The 17555-nt window shown below is 68.3% G+C and carries 13 protein-coding genes; 8 read left to right on the forward strand and 5 right to left on the reverse strand.

Annotation, left to right across the window (positions count from 1 at the left end):
- The first annotated feature begins 307 nt into the window (after positions 1-307).
- Positions 308-1918: a cobyric acid synthase gene (locus MUH00_RS21740; protein ID WP_247004952.1), complete on the forward strand. Its 1611-nt coding sequence runs from the start codon at positions 308-310 to the stop codon at positions 1916-1918.
- Between the two features lie 86 nt (positions 1919-2004).
- Here the strand turns inward: MUH00_RS21740 and MUH00_RS21745 are convergent, their stop codons facing one another.
- Complete coding sequence (locus MUH00_RS21745) at positions 2005-2394, reverse strand: ribbon-helix-helix domain-containing protein (protein ID WP_247004954.1); 390 nt, start codon at positions 2392-2394, stop codon at positions 2005-2007.
- 339 nt (positions 2395-2733) lie between these two features.
- Here MUH00_RS21745 and MUH00_RS21750 point away from each other — a divergent pair, with 339 nt between their 5' ends.
- Positions 2734-2985, forward strand: a complete 252-nt coding sequence (locus MUH00_RS21750; protein ID WP_247004955.1) for an MTH865 family protein — start codon at positions 2734-2736, stop codon at positions 2983-2985.
- Positions 2986-3239: 254 nt separating this feature from the next.
- Positions 3240-4937, forward strand: a complete 1698-nt coding sequence (locus MUH00_RS21755) for a bacterio-opsin activator domain-containing protein (protein ID WP_247004957.1) — start codon at positions 3240-3242, stop codon at positions 4935-4937.
- Between the two features lie 206 nt (positions 4938-5143).
- Here the strand turns inward: MUH00_RS21755 and hutH are convergent, their stop codons facing one another.
- Positions 5144-6760 (reverse strand): histidine ammonia-lyase, encoded by a 1617-nt coding sequence (hutH, locus tag MUH00_RS21760; protein WP_247004959.1) that lies wholly within the window; start codon positions 6758-6760, stop codon positions 5144-5146.
- 456 nt (positions 6761-7216) lie between these two features.
- Here hutH and MUH00_RS21765 point away from each other — a divergent pair, with 456 nt between their 5' ends.
- The 3 genes from MUH00_RS21765 (at position 7217) to MUH00_RS21775 (ending at position 12003) form a co-directional block, all read left to right on the forward strand.
- Complete coding sequence (locus MUH00_RS21765) at positions 7217-7486, forward strand: hypothetical protein (protein WP_247004961.1); 270 nt, start codon at positions 7217-7219, stop codon at positions 7484-7486.
- Between the two features lie 462 nt (positions 7487-7948).
- Positions 7949-9484 (forward strand): ribonuclease H-like domain-containing protein, encoded by a 1536-nt coding sequence (locus tag MUH00_RS21770; RefSeq protein ID WP_247004963.1) that lies wholly within the window; start codon positions 7949-7951, stop codon positions 9482-9484.
- Between the two features lie 2 nt (positions 9485-9486).
- Positions 9487-12003 (forward strand): DEAD/DEAH box helicase, encoded by a 2517-nt coding sequence (locus MUH00_RS21775; protein WP_247004964.1) that lies wholly within the window; start codon positions 9487-9489, stop codon positions 12001-12003.
- Between the two features lie 39 nt (positions 12004-12042).
- On the opposite strand, the gene MUH00_RS21780 is transcribed toward MUH00_RS21775, so the two are convergent.
- From MUH00_RS21780 to MUH00_RS21790, 3 genes are all read right to left on the reverse strand, one after another.
- The gene (locus MUH00_RS21780; RefSeq protein ID WP_247004966.1) at positions 12043-12306 is read right to left on the reverse strand and encodes a helix-turn-helix domain-containing protein; all 264 of its coding nucleotides are present in this window, start codon (positions 12304-12306) and stop codon (positions 12043-12045) included.
- Positions 12307-12386: 80 nt separating this feature from the next.
- Positions 12387-12608: a DUF8149 family protein gene (locus MUH00_RS21785; protein ID WP_247004967.1), complete on the reverse strand. Its 222-nt coding sequence runs from the start codon at positions 12606-12608 to the stop codon at positions 12387-12389.
- Between the two features lie 253 nt (positions 12609-12861).
- Positions 12862-13878 carry a PGF-CTERM sorting domain-containing protein gene (locus MUH00_RS21790; RefSeq protein ID WP_247004985.1) on the reverse strand — a complete coding sequence of 339 codons (1017 nt, stop codon included), beginning with the start codon at positions 13876-13878 and terminating at the stop codon, positions 12862-12864.
- A gap of 197 nt (positions 13879-14075) precedes the next feature.
- On the opposite strand from MUH00_RS21790, the gene MUH00_RS21795 reads away from it, so the two are divergent.
- Both MUH00_RS21795 and MUH00_RS21800 read left to right on the forward strand, forming a co-directional pair.
- Entirely contained in the window at positions 14076-14588 is a 513-nt protein-coding gene (locus tag MUH00_RS21795) for a hypothetical protein (protein ID WP_247004987.1), read from the forward strand.
- Between the two features lie 84 nt (positions 14589-14672).
- Positions 14673-17498 (forward strand): DEAD/DEAH box helicase, encoded by a 2826-nt coding sequence (locus MUH00_RS21800; RefSeq protein ID WP_247004989.1) that lies wholly within the window; start codon positions 14673-14675, stop codon positions 17496-17498.
- The last annotated feature ends 57 nt before the right edge of the window (positions 17499-17555 follow it).

Genomic DNA, 17555 nt, shown 5'->3' on the forward strand with positions numbered 1-17555 from the left:
GTTCAAAAAATATCGGCCGTGCCCCTGATTGCCGGTTCCGTCGCCATCCCGAATCGATCGGTCGCCGGCATCGGATCGGTATCGCCGTCACGTATTGAACGTACAGGTCGTTCTCCTCGATAGACGCGAATTTATTACGCTTCGACTGAATTTATCGCAGTTCAGACTGACAGGACAGTGTGAACGACGGCGACGAGGCGGGACGATCGTTCGAGAGCGATCCGACCGCGACGATCGGGACGGGAGCTCGGCCGGGAGGGAACCGATAGGACGAATACCACCGCACGCGCGAGTACCGCCTACGCGGATGACACGGACCCTCCTCGTCGCCGGTACCGCGAGCCACGTCGGCAAGTCGACGGTGGCCGCCGGCCTCTGCCGTCTCCTCGCCGATCGGGGCGTCTCGGTCGCCCCGTTCAAGGCGCAGAACATGAGCAACAACGCTCGCGTCGTCGTTCGCCCGGACATCGGCGCGGGCGCGGCCGACCACGGTTCCGCAGCCGAAACGGACGGCGGACCGGGAGACGGGACGAACGGCGGCGCGGTCGATCGGTGGGGCGAGATCGGCGTCTCCCAGTTCGTCCAGGCGCGGGCGGCCCGAATCACGCCGACGACCGACTGCAATCCGGTCCTGTTGAAACCCCGCGGGGAGGGGGAGAGCCAGGTGGTCGTTCAGGGGCGGGCCCGCGAACACGTTCCGCCGGGGACCTACTACGAGGCGTACTGGGACGAGGCCCGGGCGGCGGCCGAGGAGTCCTACCGACGGCTCGCGGCCGAACACGACGTGATCGTCGCCGAAGGGGCGGGCAGCATCGCCGAGATCAACCTTCACGATCGCGACCTCGCGAACGTCGAGCTGGCCCGGTTCGCGGACGCGGAGATCCTCCTCCTGGTCGACATCGAACGGGGCGGCGCGTTCGCCAGCCTCTACGGAACGATCGAACTCCTGCCCGCGGACCTCCGGGAACGGATCGTCGGCGCGGTCGTCACCAAGTTCCGAGGGGAGCCGTCGCTGCTCGATCCCGGCATCGACGAGATCGAGTCCCGAACCGGCGTCCCGATCCTCGGCGTCGTCCCCTACGACGATCCGGGGCTCCCGGAGGAGGACAGCGTCGCCCTGCCGGCGACGAGCGAGCGCGCCGCGATCGGCGGCGACGACGGCGTTCCCGACGAACGGAGGATCAGGATCGCAGTTCCGCGGCTCCCGCGTATCTCGAACGCGACGGATCTCGAGGCGCTGGCGGCGGAGCCGGGGGTCTCGGTGCTGTACGTGCCGGTAGACGGCGACGACGATCCGGCGGGTCGACTCGCGGCGGCCGACGCGGTCGTCATCCCGGGAACGAAGAACACGGTTGACGACCTGCTCGCGCTCCGGCGGGCCGGGTTCGACGACGCGCTCGCGGCGTTCGACGGGCCGATCGTCGGCCTCTGCGGCGGCTACCAGTTGCTCGGCGAGCGGATCACCGACGCGGCCCTCGAGGGGACCGGAAACGAGGACGTCGTCGACGGGTTCGGTCTGCTGCCGATCGAGACCCGCTTCGACGCCGAGAAACACCTCGAACGGACCGCGGTGCCGGTCGACGGGACGGCAACGCCCCTTCTCGCGGGTGCGTCGGGAACCGCGTCGGGGTACGAGATCCACGCGGGTCGAACCGAGGCGCTCGAGGCGGTCGATCGGCCGCTCGGCGAATCGAGCGCCGCGGTCGGGTCCGTCCTCGGCACGTACCTCCACGGGGTCTTCGACAACGAGAACGTCCGGCAGGCGTTTCTCGATCATGTTGCCGCGTCGGCGGGCGTCGATCGACCGGAAATCGCCGGTGGCGCTCCGGGTCCCGTCAACGGAACGCCGTTCGATCGCGCCGCGACGCTGGTTCGCGAGCACGTCGACCTCGCCGCGCTAGGCGCGCCGTTCCGGTAGGTCGGTGCGGCGAAACGACGGCCACGGCTCGACGATCAACCTCTTCGATCGGCGATCGGCTCCGCCCGCCGCGTTCGCCGATCGCGTCAGGCCGGACCGTTCCGGTAGGTGCCGAGCAGTTCTTCGAGGATGATACACTCCTGGTCGGTCTCGTCGTAGTGGATGTCGATGAACCGCTCCGCGGCCTCGTAGTTCCCCCGCAGGCCCTGTTTCCGGACCGTGATCACGGCGTCCAGGAAGAACGTTCCGCCGTCGGTACCCAGCGCTTTCGCGTGATCCTCCTCGGAGATAGCGAGTTCGGACTTGATCTCCTCGAAGTTGAAGGTCTTCACCTCGTGGTCCGGATCGATCAGCGCCAGAACGTACTCCGCGGAGAATCGGTAGAACTCGGATTTGCTCTCGAACATACCGTCTTCGACGAGCGCGTCAATCTGCTCGACGACCTCGTCCGGGTACCTGACGGTATCTTTCGCCATGCAAAGAACGTCGTCCGTACTAACCTATTATTGTTTCGGACGGATTACTCTCTTCTGACAGTACTGGTGCGCGCCGATCGTCATCGTATCGGATCGCTCGCGGGCGGCTCGCTCGTTGCTCGCGCCGACTCTCGGAACGGGACGAACGATGAAGGCGCTCCCGGGAATAGCGAGACTGGATTCGCGTGCTCCGGAAGACGTCGAACCGTCTGATCCGACCGCCGCGAACGTCGATCGAAGAGCGATTCTCCGGCGGTATGCGTCGTCTCCGATCGGCGCGTCGATCAACGTCCAACTACATGAAGATTTATTATTTATCGTGTGTAACAATGAGACGCAATGCCAGACGAGGACGAGCTCCGCGAGCAGATGATCGACGCGTTCGAAGGGGCGGATTATCCGATTTCGAGTCCGATGGACCTCGTTCCGGCGCTTCCGAACGGGCCCGGCACGAAGTTCGAATCCGGCGATTACTCGATCACCGCCATGGAACTCAACACCAAGACATCGGGCGGCGACTGGCCCTACGAGGACGTCGAAACGTTCGTCGACGACATCATCGAGGATCTCAAAGACCAAGGCGAAATTTAACGGGGTCGATCTGGTCGGATCACGGTTCGGTCGTGTCCGGCCAGAATCGCGCCAGCTAGCTCCGATTATCGTCGACCGATCGGTTCGAATCCGCCGGGTTTCCGGGAGGTGCCGTCGATGCCCGTCGGCCCAGCACCACCAGGTTTATATCAATACGTCACGTTAGTGGATAAAACGGAGGAGTCACCGCGGTACGCTCCGCGGATCGGATTTCGACGCGGACGCTCGTGACGGCTCCAGTCGATGCCCCCGCAATGAATGTGACACAGCGAGACGGCCGGATCGTTCTCATCACGGCCTCCGACGAGCGACAACGTCGCCTCGAGGCGATCCTCCGTCGCGAACTGTCGGGTTCGGTGCGGTCGATCGAACCGGAGACCGACCTTCGATCGGAACTCGACGTCGATCGCGACCCCGAGGAAGTCGGCCGGGAGTCGACCGCGGCGGGCGCTGATCCCGACGCGGGCATCGATGCGACGGCGCGCCCGATCGGCATCGTGATCGCGTTGAACGGGCCGGACGAGATCCGACGGACCGTCCGACGAGTTCGGACGGTCGTTTCGGCGCCGACGGTCGTCGTCCCGAAGACGGGATCGGAGCGGGCGGCGACGGCCGCCTACCGAGCGGGAGCGACGGCGTACGTCGCCGAGGACGAGGACGTCGTCGCTCGGGTCGTCGAGACGATCCGGTCACAACCGTCCGACGCCGCCGACCGGAGTTCCGGCCGCAGCCGCGAGTCTTCCTCTCGACGGACGCACTTCGAGACGCTCACCGAGATCAACGCGGTGGTCCGGGACGTGATCGAAACGCTGGTCGAAGCGCCAACGCGGGAGGCGATCGAACGCGAGGTCTGCGACCGACTCGCCGAGTCGGAGCTGTACTGCGGGGCGTGGATCGCCGGACGGACCGGCGATCGGCGCCTCGCCTACCGGATCGGGGCCGGGCGGGCGGAGGCCACGCTGGATCGCGTCACCGACGTCGGCGCCGAGACCCTGCCGACGGTTCGGCGGGCCGTCGCGACGGACGCGGTCCAGGCTGATCCCTGTTCGCCCGGGGCCGACGCGACCCCCGAGCCGCTGTCCGACGCGATCCGTGCGGACGGCGTGCGATCGATCCTCGCCGTTCCGATCAGTTACGACAGCGCGACCTACGGCGTCCTCACCGTGTTCACGAGCCGATGTGACGACTTCAGCGGGAGCGAACAGGCCGGATTCCGGCTGCTCGGGGAGACGATCGGCTTCACGATCCAGGCCGTCAAGAACCGCCAGTTGCTCTTTGCCGACACGGTCGTCGAACTCGAGTTTCGAATCGACGGCGGCGAGACGTTCTCGTTCGATCTCTCGTCGGCGTACGACTGTCGCTGCTCGCTCGAGTGGGCCGGCACGACCGCGAGCGGACGCTCGTTCCAGTTCGTGACCGTCGAGGGGCTCGACGGGGAGACGGTTCTCGCGGAGGCGCGGGACCACGAGTCCGTCGAGGAGTGTCGGCTGATCCGGGACGGGATGGGCCGCTGTACGATCGAGATGCGGCTCTCGGAATCGGGGGTCCGGACGCTGGCGAACCACGGCGCTACGATCCGCGACGTCACGGTCGAAGACGGCGTGGGTGCCTGCGTGGTGGAGGTCCCGCAGGACGCGCCCGTTCGCGAAATCGCCGAGGCCCTTACCGCCGTCTACGAGAACACGGAACTGGTCGCCCGTCGGCAGATCGATCGACCCGTCCGGACGGCGGCCGAACGACGCAACCGGATCGTCGATCAGCTCACGGAGCGCCAGCACACCACGTTGCGGCTGGCGTACTACGGCGGCTTCTTCGACTGGCCGCGCGAGAGTACGGGCGAGGAGATCGCCGAGGCGATGGACGTCTCGCCGCCGACGATGCACCAGCACCTCCGGAAGGGACTGAAGACGGTTCTCGGCGAGTTTTTCGAAGCGGGCGGCGGCACGGACTAGCCCGCCACGCCGCGGGAGTCGCGCGCCGAAAATCCGTCCGACTACGACGGGGCGGGTAGGTGGTGGTTCGAATGGCGGCCCCGCGCATCGGACGACCTTCGTTCGGCGAAATTCGCTCGGCGGAAGGCACTGTTCTGTACGGGCTCGCGGGAGATAACGGTGGCCGTACGCGACGGCGGGCGATCGACTCGGGACAATCCGGACGGTCAGTCCGACCCGGCGTCGTCGATCGCCCGATCGGTCGCGGTGTCGACGAGGCCGTCTGCGAGCAGCGTCGCAACGGCTTCGACGTCCGTGTGAACGGGCCGGTCCGTCTCCAGCGGCGCCACGACCGTCCGGACGAGCGAGCGGACCGCTTCGGTGCCGACGCCGAGTTCGAGGTCGTCGGCCGCGAAGGCGTCGGCCGCGTACTCGGCGGCCTCCGTCGCGCAGACCAGTTCGGCCGCCACGATCTGGGTCGCGTTGTCGATCGCCGTGCGCGCGTGCAGCGCCGACTGGGCGCTCATACTGACGTGATCCTCCTGGCCACCGCTGACGGGCGTGTTGTCAGTCGACGCGGGGCCGATCGATCGCAACTCGTTGAGCAACGCGGCGGCCGTGTACTGGGCGATCATGTAGCCGGACTCGACGCCGCCGTCCCTCGCGAGAAACGGCGGGAGGTGCGGCTCCTGGAGGTTCGGGTTGAGGATGCGATCGATCCGCCGCTCCGAGATGGCGGCGAGATCGGTCAGCGCGAGCCGGGCGTACTCCAGCCGGAGCGCGAGCGGTGTCCCGTGGAAGTTCCCGCCCGAGATGACGCCCGCGCGGTCCGTGCCGGAGGCCCGATCGTCGACGCGCTCGGCCGGGAAGACCAGCGGGTTGTCCGTCGCGCTGTTGAGTTCGATCTCGACGCCCTCGCGGAGGTGGGCGAGCGCGTCCAGGACGGCGCCGTGGACCTGCGGGAGACAGCGCAGCGAGTAGGCGTCCTGGACCCGATCGCAGTTCCGGTGGGCCTCCACGACCTCGCTCTCGGCGGTGAGGCGGCGGATCCGCTCGGCGCTCTCGCGCTGGCCCGCGTGCGGGCGGACGTCGTGGATCGCCGGATCGGCCGTCGCCGTCGTCGCCAGCGTCGTCTCGATCGTCAGCGCGCCGGCGGCGTCGGCCCCGCGAGCGAGGCGCTCGCCGTCGACGACGACGAACGCCGCGAGGCCGGTCGTCAACTGCGTCCCGTTGATGAGCGCGAGCCCCTCCTTCGGTGCCAGCGAGAGCGGCTCGCGATCGATCGCGGCGAGCGCCTCTTCACCGGAAACCCGGTGTGTCGTCCCGCTGTCGTCTCCCGTTTTGTCCCCTTCGACGATCGCCTCGCCCTCGCCGATGAGGACGAGGGCCATGTGGGCCAGCGGGGCGAGGTCGCCGCTCGCGCCGAGGCTCCCGCGGGACTTGACGACCGGGCGGACGCCCTCGTTGCACATCGCGACGAGGGTGTCGATGACGTCCTCGCGAACGCCGGAGTATCCCTTGACGAGGGCGTTGATCCGGGCGACCAGCATCGCCCGAACCTCCTCGCGTGCGAGTTCGCGGCCGGCGCCGGCGGCGTGACTGCGAAGGAGGTTGACCTGCAGCTGCTCGATCTCGTCGGTCGGAATCCGCTCGTCGACGAGTTGTCCGAACCCGGTGTTGAGCCCGTAGACGGCTTCGCCGCCGTCAACGACGTCCGCCACCCGTTCTCGCGACTCGCGAACCCGTTCGCGTGCGGACTCGGGGACGCTGACCGGAGCGTCGTCGCGCGCGACCGCGACCACCGCGTCCGGGGTAAGGCTCTCGCCGTCGAGTTCGACGGTCACGGAATCCCTCCGTCGCGACGACGGCGATCGATCGACCGCGCCGGCGTCGGCAGCGCGAATTCGATTCGTCCGGATCGCATCGTGTCGGCGGCGGATCGTCCGAGCGTCCTCGTACCTGTCATATGTTCACCTCGACACGCGCTTTTATCACGGTATCGACGGCGAACGCATCGAACCGATCCCGCCCTCGAGATCGATCGCTCGCGCGGCGATTCGGGTTGCCGCGGAGAGCGCTTCGACGGGCGTACGGCCCGGATCACGATCGAGCTAGCCGCAGCCCCGAGGGCATGTTCCCGCTTCCCACACCGTCACGCGAATCGGATAGTCAGGGTATCTTAAAAGTCGTCCATATGAACCCGAGCGTCGATCACGCCGCCCGGACTCCGATCGATCGAGTATGGCGCAACTGACGCGGTCGCCCGAGGTCGACAGTGGCCGGCCGGAGGTGGACGGTTCGTGGCAGTGAACGTCCCTATCGAAGGCGTCTTCGAGGGAACGAACGGTCGGTACTACACCGGTCGACAGGTCGAGCGGCGCCTCCGGACGGGCGCGTGGATGCCGTGCATTCAACAGCGGAATCCGGATCGGCTACTGGTCGAAGTCGCGGACGGCGCCTTGCTCATGCTCGCGCCGATCGAACCGACCGACCTCCCCTCGTGGACGGAGATCCGAATCGACGGCCGGGGCGCTCGCGTGGTCGACACGCGGCGCCCGATTCCGGAGTGATCGGTTTCTCGACCGGCGGAACCACCGGTCTCGATCGCCCGGTAACGAGCGTCTGCTCTCGGCAGGCTACGTTCGTCGATCGTCGAATTTTCGCACTCTTACGGGTCACGAAACTGTCGTGACGAGCGAATTCGGGCGAGTTTCACACGTTTTCGAGCGATAGAACTATCGCGATGGGCGGCTCCGCACGCTCTCAGAAAATCCGGCGCAGTGGCCCGATCGAAGGGCGAACGTACCGTTCACGTAGCGAAACGGACGTCGGTATCGGAAAGGCGATCCGGCCAACTCGGACGATCCGGCCGATTGCTGACGGCGTCCAGGCCGCGTTCCGACGCGAACCGGCGTCGTCCGCTCGTCACGATCGACACGTCCCGTCGCACCGCCTCTCTCGAACGCTCGATCGGAGACGGTTTCCACCGCGCTCCGCAAACGCTTATCTTCGATCGCCCGTACCCTGCCCGTATGACCGACGGGTTCGGATCGAGCGTCGACCTGCTCGCCGTCCGGTGCGACGCGCTCGGCGGACCGGCCGGCGGCCCGCCGAGCGAGACGCTGCTGGCGGACGTCTGCGCCGAGTTCGATCCGGACCTCGTCTACGTCGTTCGCGACGGGCGGGACGCGCGGGTCGTGGGCCGTCTTCGACGGACGTTCCACGGCCCGATTGTCGATCCCGCCGGTCCGGCGTCGGTTCGCACCGAGACGATCGGCGGCGTGACGATCGCCGTCGCGAGTCGCCTTGCCGATCTCGAGGACGCGATCGGTTCTGGCGCGGCCGGCGCGGAGGACGCGGTAGACGCCGCGTACGTCGTCTGCGATGGGATTGACGCGACGGCCGACGAGGTAGCGTTGGAGGCGACCCTCGACGGCGCGGAGACGATCGCGCGGTACCGATCGCGGTCGCGATCCCGGGCGGAGTCGCCGGCCGAGACGACGTTTCTCACCGGCTCGCTCCCCGCGAGTTACGACCACGTCTGGCGCGCGTCCGTCGACGGTCGGGAGGTCCGCCTCCCGATTCGCGGTCTCGGGCCGATCCCGCGATCGGGCGCGCCCGAACTCGCCCGGCTCACCCTCGCGTCGAACGGGGCCGTCTCGGTCTCCTCCGTGCCGGCCGATCGGTTCGGCCTGCGGGCGCTCGAGGGGGTCGGCCCGACGACGGCGCGACGGCTCCGCGAGGTGGGCTACGACTCTCGCGAGAGGGTCGCCGGCGCGTCGCTCGCCGCCCTCCGATCGGTGCAGGGGATCGGCGACGAGACGGCCTGGACGATCCGCGCGAGCGCCCGATCGCTGGCCGAGGGCCTCGTGATCCGTCGGTCGGCGGAGCCCGTTCCCCCGGTCCGTTCGGACCCGATCTTCGTCGACATCGAAACCGACGGCCTCGCGCCGACGATCGTCTGGCTGATCGGCGTCTACGACTCGCAACGGGGGACCTACGTCGACTTTATCGACACCGATCCCTCGCGCGACGATCCGGGCGCTGCGACGCGATCGTTCGTCGAGTGGTTGGCGGCCGAGTACGATCGGCCCGCCCTCGTGACCTGGAACGGCCACGGGTTCGACTACAAACACCTCGATCGGTTCGTCTCCCGGTACGCGCCCGGTTACCGCGACTACTGGCGGGAGGACGTGCTGAAGTACGACTGCTACGACTGGGCGGTTCGACGCGACAACGCCGTCCTGCCGGGCCGGACGAACAGACTCGAGGACGTCGCCGAAGCGATCGGCGGCCGGCGCGACGGCGCGGCCGCGACACTGGACGGAAAGACGCTCGCGGGGGCGGTCCGGCGGACGATCGAGTCCGATCGCCCGGCCGGGATCGACTGGGAGGCCGCCCGCGCCTACTGTGAGGCCGACGTTCGCGAGTTGGCCGCGGTGTACGACGCGATCGAAGCCGCGGACATCGAACGGGCGACTCCCGTCTCCGGTTCGGGACGGGGGAGCGAACGCGAGAGCGAGGGTGGGACGGCGGAAACGACCCAGACCGGGCTCGGTGATTTCTGAGTATGGACGACGCGCACAGCGAGAGAGAATCGAACGCGGACGAATCGGCACGCGGACTCGAGCTGACGGGGCCGGAACTGCTGGAGACGTACCCGGACCGCCGCTACCGAGGACAACTCGAGGAGCGGATCACGATGCCGGCGCGGGACGCGACTCACGTCGCCGCCGAGTCGGTGCTGCCGCCCGAGCTCGCGGCGAAACTCGAGTTCGATCCGTGGAGTCACCAGGCGTCGGCGCTTTCCGCGCTCGCGGCCGGCGAGAACGTCTGCGTCGCCACCTCGACCTCGTCGGGGAAGACGCTCGTGTACGCGCTCCACGTCGCCCGCCGCTTCCTCGAGAATCCCGAGGTCCGGGCGCTGCTGGTCTATCCGACGAAGGCGCTCAGTCGCGACCAGGAGCGCGAACTCAACGAACTGCTCCGGGGGACGCTCGATCTGGACGTCTCGATCGGCGTCTACGACGGCGATACGAAGGCCGAGGAGAAGCGCCGGATCCGCGAGGAGGCGAACGTCGTCATCACGAACTTTGCGGGGTTGAATCACTACCTGGAAGGCCACCACCGCTGGGCGAACTTCCACGCGAACTGCGATCTGATCGTCGTCGACGAGGCACACGGCTGGACCGGACTCAGCGGGATGCACGCCGCGTGGATCCTCAGGCGCGCACGCCGGATCGCCGACTGGTACGGCGGCGACCCGCAGTACGTGCTGACCACGGCGACGATCGGCAACCCCGCGGAACACGCCGAGGCGCTGACGGGCGAGCCGGCGACGGTGATCGACGAGGACGGCTCGCCGCGCGGCCGGCGCGACCTCCTGTTCTGGAACCCGCCGACCGACGACCGCGGCGGCGAAAACGCCGGGAGCGATCCCGGCCAGGACGCCTGGAACGAGTTCTCGAAGCGGCCGGCGACCGTCGAGGCCCCGGAGGTCTGGGCGCACCTGTGTTACCACGGCGTGTCGTCGCTGCTGTTCTGCGGCTCCCGGAAGGGGACCGAACTGGCCGTCGATCGCGCCGAGTCGTTCCTCGCCGACGACCGACGAACCTATTCCGGGAGCGCCGACTTCGCGCCGTACAACGCGGGCCACGGGAAGCGATCGCGTCGCGCGACCGAGGGCCGGCTCAAAGACGGCCGACTCGACGGCGTCGCGACGACGAGCGCGCTCGAGGTCGGCATCAACGTCGGGGGGGTCGACGGCACCGTTCTGCAGGGATATCCCGGCTCCCGGCAGTCGTTCTGGCAGCGGATCGGCCGCTCCGGTCGCGACGAGCGCGACGCCCTTTCGGTGTTCGTCCCCAGCCACGCCACGCTCGACCAGTACGTGCTCCGCCATCCGGAGTACGTCCTCGAGGAGGAGCACGAGCGCGCCGTCGTCGACCTCGAGAACAATCCCGTCTACCGCCGGCACGTCAACTGCGCGGCCCAGGAACTCCCGCTCACCGAAGCCGACGCCGATCGGTTCGGCGGTCTCGACAGGCTCGAACGCGCCGTGGAGTTCGGGCGCCGACTGGGCGAACTCGAGGGATCGCTCGCCGGCGGCGTGACCTACGCCCACCGCGATCGCCCTCAGGACGCGGTGAGCCTCTACGCCTCGGGCGGGAACGCGTTCGAGGTGCGGCTGGCCGGCGACGGCGCGATCGACCATCAGCCGATCGGACGCGATCGGGCCTACCGGGACTACCACGAGGGCGCGATCGTCCGGTTCCAGGGGGACCAGTACGAGGTCGTCGCGCTGCGAGAGGACGGTCCGCAGCCGTACGTCGAACTCCGTCGGGTCGACGCGGACTACTACACCCAGTCGCAGGGCCGGGTGACGATCTACGATACGACGGTCCGCGAATCGCGCGAGGTGGGACCGTTCCGGCTCAACTACGGCTACGGGACGGTGACGATCCACTACGGGACGTACATGCGCCGCGAGATCGGTTCGGGGGACGTCCGCGCCGTCGGCCTCGAAACCGGCGTGCCGCCGCTCGAGATGCGGACGCAGCTGTGCTGGGCCGAGGTCCCGGCCGACGTCGAACGCGCGGTTCGCGCGGCCCACAGCGGATACCACAACGCGGAGTGCGAGGGGATCCCGCCCAGACTGCACGGCTACCTCGGCGGCATTCACGCCGTCGAACACGCGATGATCGCCGTCGCGCCGCTGGAGTTGAACGTCGACGCGGCCGACCTCGGCGGCCTCGCGACCAACCGGCTGCCCGAAACCCCCGACCGCAGCGGCTGGTTCCTCTACGACGCGGTCGAGGGCGGTGTGGGCTTTTCCCGGCGGATCTACGACGAGTACGAGGCCGTCGCCCGGCGCGCTCGCGAGCTGATGGTCGACTGCCCCTGCGGCCGCGACGAGGGCTGTCCGGCCTGCCTGATGGACGATCGGTGCGGCAACGACAACAGGCCACTTTACGCGCCGGCCGCGACGGACGCGATCGACGCCCTGCTCGGCGCGGCGACGGCGGACGAGATCGCCGCCGACGCGACGATCGACGACGAGCGACGACCGCCGGCGTCGATCTCGTAGCCGCGTCCGCGCTTCGCCCCGCGGCGTTCCCGTCGCCGGTCACTCCTCGTCCGACGGCAGTTCGTCGGGCTCGACCTCGCCGTCGAGGTACTTCTCGCCGAGGTCGGTGATGTCGTACATTCCCATTCCGTGTTTCGTCAGGAGGCCGTGATCGACGAGGACGCGACACCGATAGGCGACGTCCGGCGCGCGGAGGGCAACGTCCTCGGCGACGTGATCGGGCGTGAAGACGTCGTCGTCCCGCATCAGTTCGAGAATCTCCTCGTCTCCCGGTTCCATCCACTCGGGGGTCCGATCGGTCATAGTCTCCTCTTTCTGCTGGAATACCGTGTTTGTGTCGACTGCCGACCCGGATCTGGGGTCGGCACGTCGCGGCCGACCGATCAGCCGTCGAGAAACCCGAGCTCTCGGGCGATCAGATCGGCGATGTGGTCCGCGACGTCCGGGTCGACTTGCGCGACGTCGTCGCCGTCGTGGCGATGGTCGTTGTGTCGCTCGATCGTCTCGGCGAGCTCCGCCAGCGGAACGCGGGAGGCGGTATCGCACTCGGAACAGACGATCGGGACCAGCGGATCGTTCTCGTCGGCCTCTGATGGCGGCGCCATTTTGCGGGAATCTCGCGGGGATCGTCAAAATGTCGTCGGTTCGACCGGCATCGTCGACGGTAGTGTCGGCCAGCAGTATTATTAGTCCGTGCTCGAATCCTCAAGTAGACGGGGTGGACGCGACCGTCTATCGGCGGGTTCGACCCCCGCAATCCCCGTCTCGCTGTCGGTCGGGCGCTCCGCGATTCCCGATCCAGTGCCCCGTTCCCTGTCTTCTACGGCCCGGTAGGCTCGATCGCGGTACCGGTGTGGCTCATCGACGTCTCCCGAGGAGCGCGGCGATCGTCAGCGCGACGAGCGCAGCGAGGACGCCCATTCCGGGCAGTCCGTCGTTCTGGCTGCCGTCCGACTCCGCGTCGGAGTCGTTATCGTCGGTTTCTCCGTCGCTCTCGTTGGCAGTTCCGTCGTCGTCACTCGCCGGATCGGTCTGGTTTCCGTTGCGATCGAGCTGCAGGACGGCGACGACCTGCCCGTGCGACGCGTTCGGTTCGTACGTCCAGCTTCCGCCCACTTCCTCGTACGATTCCGCTGCCTCGATCGGGTCGATGCCGGTGTCCCAGCCGTCGCCGCCCGGTTGCTGCTCGATGTAGCCGACGACGTCGATCTCGTCGGCGTGCTCGCCCTGGACGCTGGCCTGGCCGTACTTGATCGTGATGTCCTCGGGGTGGCCGTGCATCTCGATACAGTGAGAATCCATGTAGCCGTCGCCTTGGATCACGTTCGGATCAGTGCCGAACTGGTCAGCGTCGAGCGGCCGCTCGTAGTTGTCGGTCAGCGGGAGGTCGACGACCATCGGGTCCGCCTGGGAGTGCCACGACAGGTTGTCGCCCGTCGGGATGACCACGCTCGTGTTCGGAACGGTCTCCCCGACGATCGGGTCGCCGGCTTCGTTGAGCAGCGTCACGCAGATCTTCCCGGAGCCCTCGCCGAGGTAGGGATTGCGGTACTCGTCGCGCGGGTTGACGTAACTGATCCAGTCGCCGTTGGGGTCGGTTGCCTCGTAGTACTTGTCCCCGCGTTCCGGGGCGGACTCGACGTACGCCTCCTCCGAAACGTTGTCCGACTGCGCCGCGATCGCGTTCTGCGGCGACGCGGCCGCCTGGGATGCGGTCGCGGCGCCGTCGACGGTTGCGGTGCCGGCGGCCGCTCCGACGACGCCCGGCGTGAGGAGTCCGAGGGCGACGACGAACGCGGCGATCGCTGCGCCGCAGCGAGCGATCGTCGCCCGATCGTTCGGAATCGATGACTGTCGTGATCGCGTACTGATCATCGGTCCACCGGTTCCGGGTCTTCCGAATAGACTATGCGCCGCCTACCGGACGATAGGCTCCGATTACTCGCGGCGTTCGTCGGAGTAGCCGCCGACTATCGGTTCGGGAGGGACCGCCAACCGGGACCGACGCTCGCCGTCGCGGGCTTGCTTGGACACGCCGAACCGACTTTCCGAGTCGGATCGAACGTCCGTCGATGCGCTTTCGGCTAGATCCCAGCGAGAGTCGGCTGTCGGACGGCGTCCGAGGTGAACCGGCGGGGACCAGCACGGAACGATACGCCCGAGACGCGATCCTCGCGATCGGCGTCGCCGCCGTCGCGTACGCGATCGTCCGGCGGTTCGCATCCGAATCCGACGACGAGGCGTCGCAGACGCGCGATCGGGCTGCTGACGCGCAGTCCGCGGGCGAACGGATCCCGATCGGCGACTCGGGAGAGACGGCTGCCGAGACGACCGACGAACCGGTCGCCGACGAGGAGACGGCCGCCGAGCTGACGGACGAGGAGCGATCGCCCGAGGAGCTCGAGGAGCTGGCGGCGTCCGACGTGCAGGACGAACCCGCGGAACCGGGGGAGATGGCGATCGACGAGGAGCTCGCCGACGAACTGGTCGACCAGGGCGATGCCGGCGGCGGGAACGGCCGATCGGCCGACGAACCGTCCGGCGGATCGACCGACGATCGGGCAGCCGAATCGGACGACGAGTAGACGGCCGACGGGTCACGCGCCGAGGAGTGACGCGATCGTGCCGGGAACGTGGCGCTTATCCGCCGCTCGCCCCTAGAGCCGCCGATGACCGACGGGGACGTCGCGGCCTTCACGCACCTCGGATCGACGGTTCGCGGGGCGCTCTCCGAACGCGGGTTTTCGACGCCGACCGCGCCGCAGCGACTGGCGATTCCGCCGCTGGCGGCCGGCGAGAACACGCTCGTGATCGCGCCCACCGGGAGCGGCAAGACCGAGACGGCGATGCTGCCGGTGTTCGACCACCTCGTCGCCGACCCGCCGGAGGGGTTCGGCGCGCTCTACGTCACGCCGCTGCGCGCGCTCAACCGCGATATGCGCGAGCGCCTGGAGTGGTGGGGCGACTACCTCGACCTCGATGTCGACGTCCGTCACGGCGACACGACCCAGTACCGGCGGGGCAAACAGGCCGAGAATCCGCCGGACGTGCTGGTCACGACGCCCGAAACCCTGCAGGCGATGCTCACCGGTGACCGTCTCCGCGAGGCGCTCCCGGACGTCTCGCACGTCGTGATCGACGAGGTCCACGAACTCGCGGCGTCGAAACGCGGCGCGCAACTCGCCGTCGGCCTCGAGCGTCTCCGGGACATCGCGGGCGGCTTCCAGCGGATCGGCCTCTCCGCGACGGTCGGCGATCCGGGCGAGGTCGCGAACTTCCTCACCGGCGGCCGGGCCTGCGAGATCCGCGAGATCGACGTCGGGAGCAACGTCGACGTCGCCGTGTGCCGCCCGGAGATCACCGACGAGGACGAGACGCTGGCGGGAAAGCTCATGACCGACGCCTCGACGGCGAGCCACGTCCGCCTCATTCGCGATCTGGTCGATCGGCACGAGTCGACGCTCATCTTCGTCAACACCCGGCAGACGGCGGAAGCCCTCGGCTCGCGCTTTACCGAACTGGACCTCCCGATCGGCGTCCACCACGGCTCGCTCTCGAAGGAGGCCCGGATCGACGTCGAGGACCGGTTCAAGGCCGGCGAGTTGGACGCGCTCCTCTGTACCTCCTCGATGGAACTCGGCATCGACGTCGGCCGCGTCGATCACGTGATCCAGTACCAGAGTCCGCGGCAGGTTACCCGACTCCTGCAGCGGATCGGCCGCGCGGGCCACCGCCAGGACGAAGTTTCGAGCGGGACGATCGTGTCGACCCGGCCCGACGATACGTTCGAGGCGCTGGCGATCGCGCGCCGCGCCCGCGAGGGCGAGGTCGAGCCCGCGGCGATCCACGAGGGGAGCTTGGACGTCGTCGCGAACCAGCTGCCGGCGATCGTCCAGAGCCGCGGCGCGACCCGCGTCGGCGAGGCCGTGGAGACGATCACCCGGGCCTACCCCTTCCAGGACGTTTCCGAGGAGACGATCCGCGAGATCCTGTCGGAACTCCACCGGAACCGGATCGTCTGGTTCGACGAGAGCGCCGATCGGCTCGAGACGACCGGCGGCACCTGGCAGTACGTCTACGCGAACCTCTCGATGATCCCCGACGAGGAGACCTACGAGGTCAACGACATCGCCTCGGGCACCCGAATCGGCACCTTGGACGAGCGGTTCGTCGTCAACTTCGCCCAGCCCGGCGAGGTGTTCGTCCAGCGCGGCGAGATGTGGCGAATCGCCGAGATCGACGACGACGAGGCGACCGTCAAGGTGAGTCCGATCGAGGACCCCGCCGGCGAAGTGCCGTCGTGGATCGGCCAGGAGATCCCCGTCCCGCTCGCGGTCGCGAGCGAGGTCGGCGAGATTCGGGGGGTCGCCGAACCGCAACTCCGGTCGGGGGCCGACGCCGCGTCGGTCGGCCGGGATCTGGCCCGCCGCTATCCGGCCGACGAGTACACGCTCGCGGACGCCTGCGAGCAACTCGAGCGCCAGGTCGACGCCGAGGTCGCGATGCCGACCGACGAGCGCCTCGTGCTCGAGCGGCGGGGCCGAACCGTCGTCCTGAACGCGTGTTTCGGTCACAAGACGAACGAGACGCTCGGACGCGTGCTCTCGGCGCTGCTCGGCCAGCGCGCCGGCAGTTCGGTCGGGCTGGAGATCGATCCCTACCGGATCGAACTCGAGGTGCCGAGTTCGATCGCCACGAGCGATATCGTCGACGTCCTCCGCGAGACCGATCCCGATCACGTCGAGGCGATCGTCGAACTCGGTCTGAAGCGATCGGACGCGCTCGCGTTTCGCCTCTCGCAGGTGTCGGCGAAGTTCGGCGCGCTCAAGCGTTGGCAGGGGTCGGGTCGGCTCTCGAACTCCCGGCTGCTTTCGGCGCTGGAGGACACGCCGATGTACCGGGAAGCGATCCGCGAGGTGTTCCACGAGGACTTAGACGTCGAGGGCGCCCGACGGGTTTTGCACAGCGTCCAGGGAGGCGAGCTGGAACTGGTGACCGAACGCGGCCGGACACCGATCGGGCGGGGCGGCCGGTCGTCGGGCAAGGAACTGCTCGCGCCGGAGAACGCCGACGCGAGCGTCATCCAGACGGTTCGCGAGCGCATTCGGAACGATCGGGTCATCCTGCTCTGTACCCACTGCAAGGAGTGGAAGGTGAAGACGAAGGTCAAGCGCGTCCCCGACCAGCCGAAGTGCCCCGAGTGCGGGTCGACGCGGATCGCCTCGCTGAACCCGTGGGCCGACGAGGTGGTGCAGGCGGTCCGGGCCGAGGAGAAAGACGAGGAGCAAGAGCGGATGACCGAACGCGCGTTCCGCGCCGCGAGCCTCGTCCAGAGCCACGGCAAACAGGCCGTGATCGCGATGGCCGCCCGCGGCGTCGGGCCGCACAACGCCGCGCGGATCATCAGCAAACTCCGTGAGAACGAGGATGACTTCTACCGAGACATCCTCTCCACGGAGCGCGAGTACGCACGCACGCAGTCGTTCTGGGACTGACGATTGCCGAACTCGGTATCCGTAACGGCCATACGACTCCTGCCCGATGCATCGAGT

This window comes from Halosolutus gelatinilyticus (assembly GCF_023028105.1).
Lineage (GTDB): Archaea > Halobacteriota > Halobacteria > Halobacteriales > Natrialbaceae > Halosolutus > Halosolutus gelatinilyticus.

Excerpts from the sequence above, each read along its gene's own strand:
- MUH00_RS21740 (WP_247004952.1), top strand. The coding sequence starts at position 308 with ATGACACGGACCCTCCTCGTCGCCGGTACCGCGAGCCACGTCGGCAAG.
- MUH00_RS21745 (WP_247004954.1), bottom strand. The coding sequence starts at position 2,394 with ATGGCGAAAGATACCGTCAGGTACCCGGACGAGGTCGTCGAGCAGATT.
- MUH00_RS21750 (WP_247004955.1), top strand. The coding sequence starts at position 2,734 with ATGCCAGACGAGGACGAGCTCCGCGAGCAGATGATCGACGCGTTCGAA.
- MUH00_RS21755 (WP_247004957.1), top strand. The coding sequence starts at position 3,240 with ATGAATGTGACACAGCGAGACGGCCGGATCGTTCTCATCACGGCCTCC.
- MUH00_RS21770 (WP_247004963.1), top strand. The coding sequence starts at position 7,949 with ATGACCGACGGGTTCGGATCGAGCGTCGACCTGCTCGCCGTCCGGTGC.
- MUH00_RS21775 (WP_247004964.1), top strand. The coding sequence starts at position 9,487 with ATGGACGACGCGCACAGCGAGAGAGAATCGAACGCGGACGAATCGGCA.
- MUH00_RS21780 (WP_247004966.1), bottom strand. The coding sequence starts at position 12,306 with ATGACCGATCGGACCCCCGAGTGGATGGAACCGGGAGACGAGGAGATT.
- MUH00_RS21785 (WP_247004967.1), bottom strand. The coding sequence starts at position 12,608 with ATGGCGCCGCCATCAGAGGCCGACGAGAACGATCCGCTGGTCCCGATC.
- MUH00_RS21790 (WP_247004985.1), bottom strand. The coding sequence starts at position 13,878 with ATGATCAGTACGCGATCACGACAGTCATCGATTCCGAACGATCGGGCG.
- MUH00_RS21795 (WP_247004987.1), top strand. The coding sequence starts at position 14,076 with ATGCGCTTTCGGCTAGATCCCAGCGAGAGTCGGCTGTCGGACGGCGTC.
- MUH00_RS21800 (WP_247004989.1), top strand. The coding sequence starts at position 14,673 with ATGACCGACGGGGACGTCGCGGCCTTCACGCACCTCGGATCGACGGTT.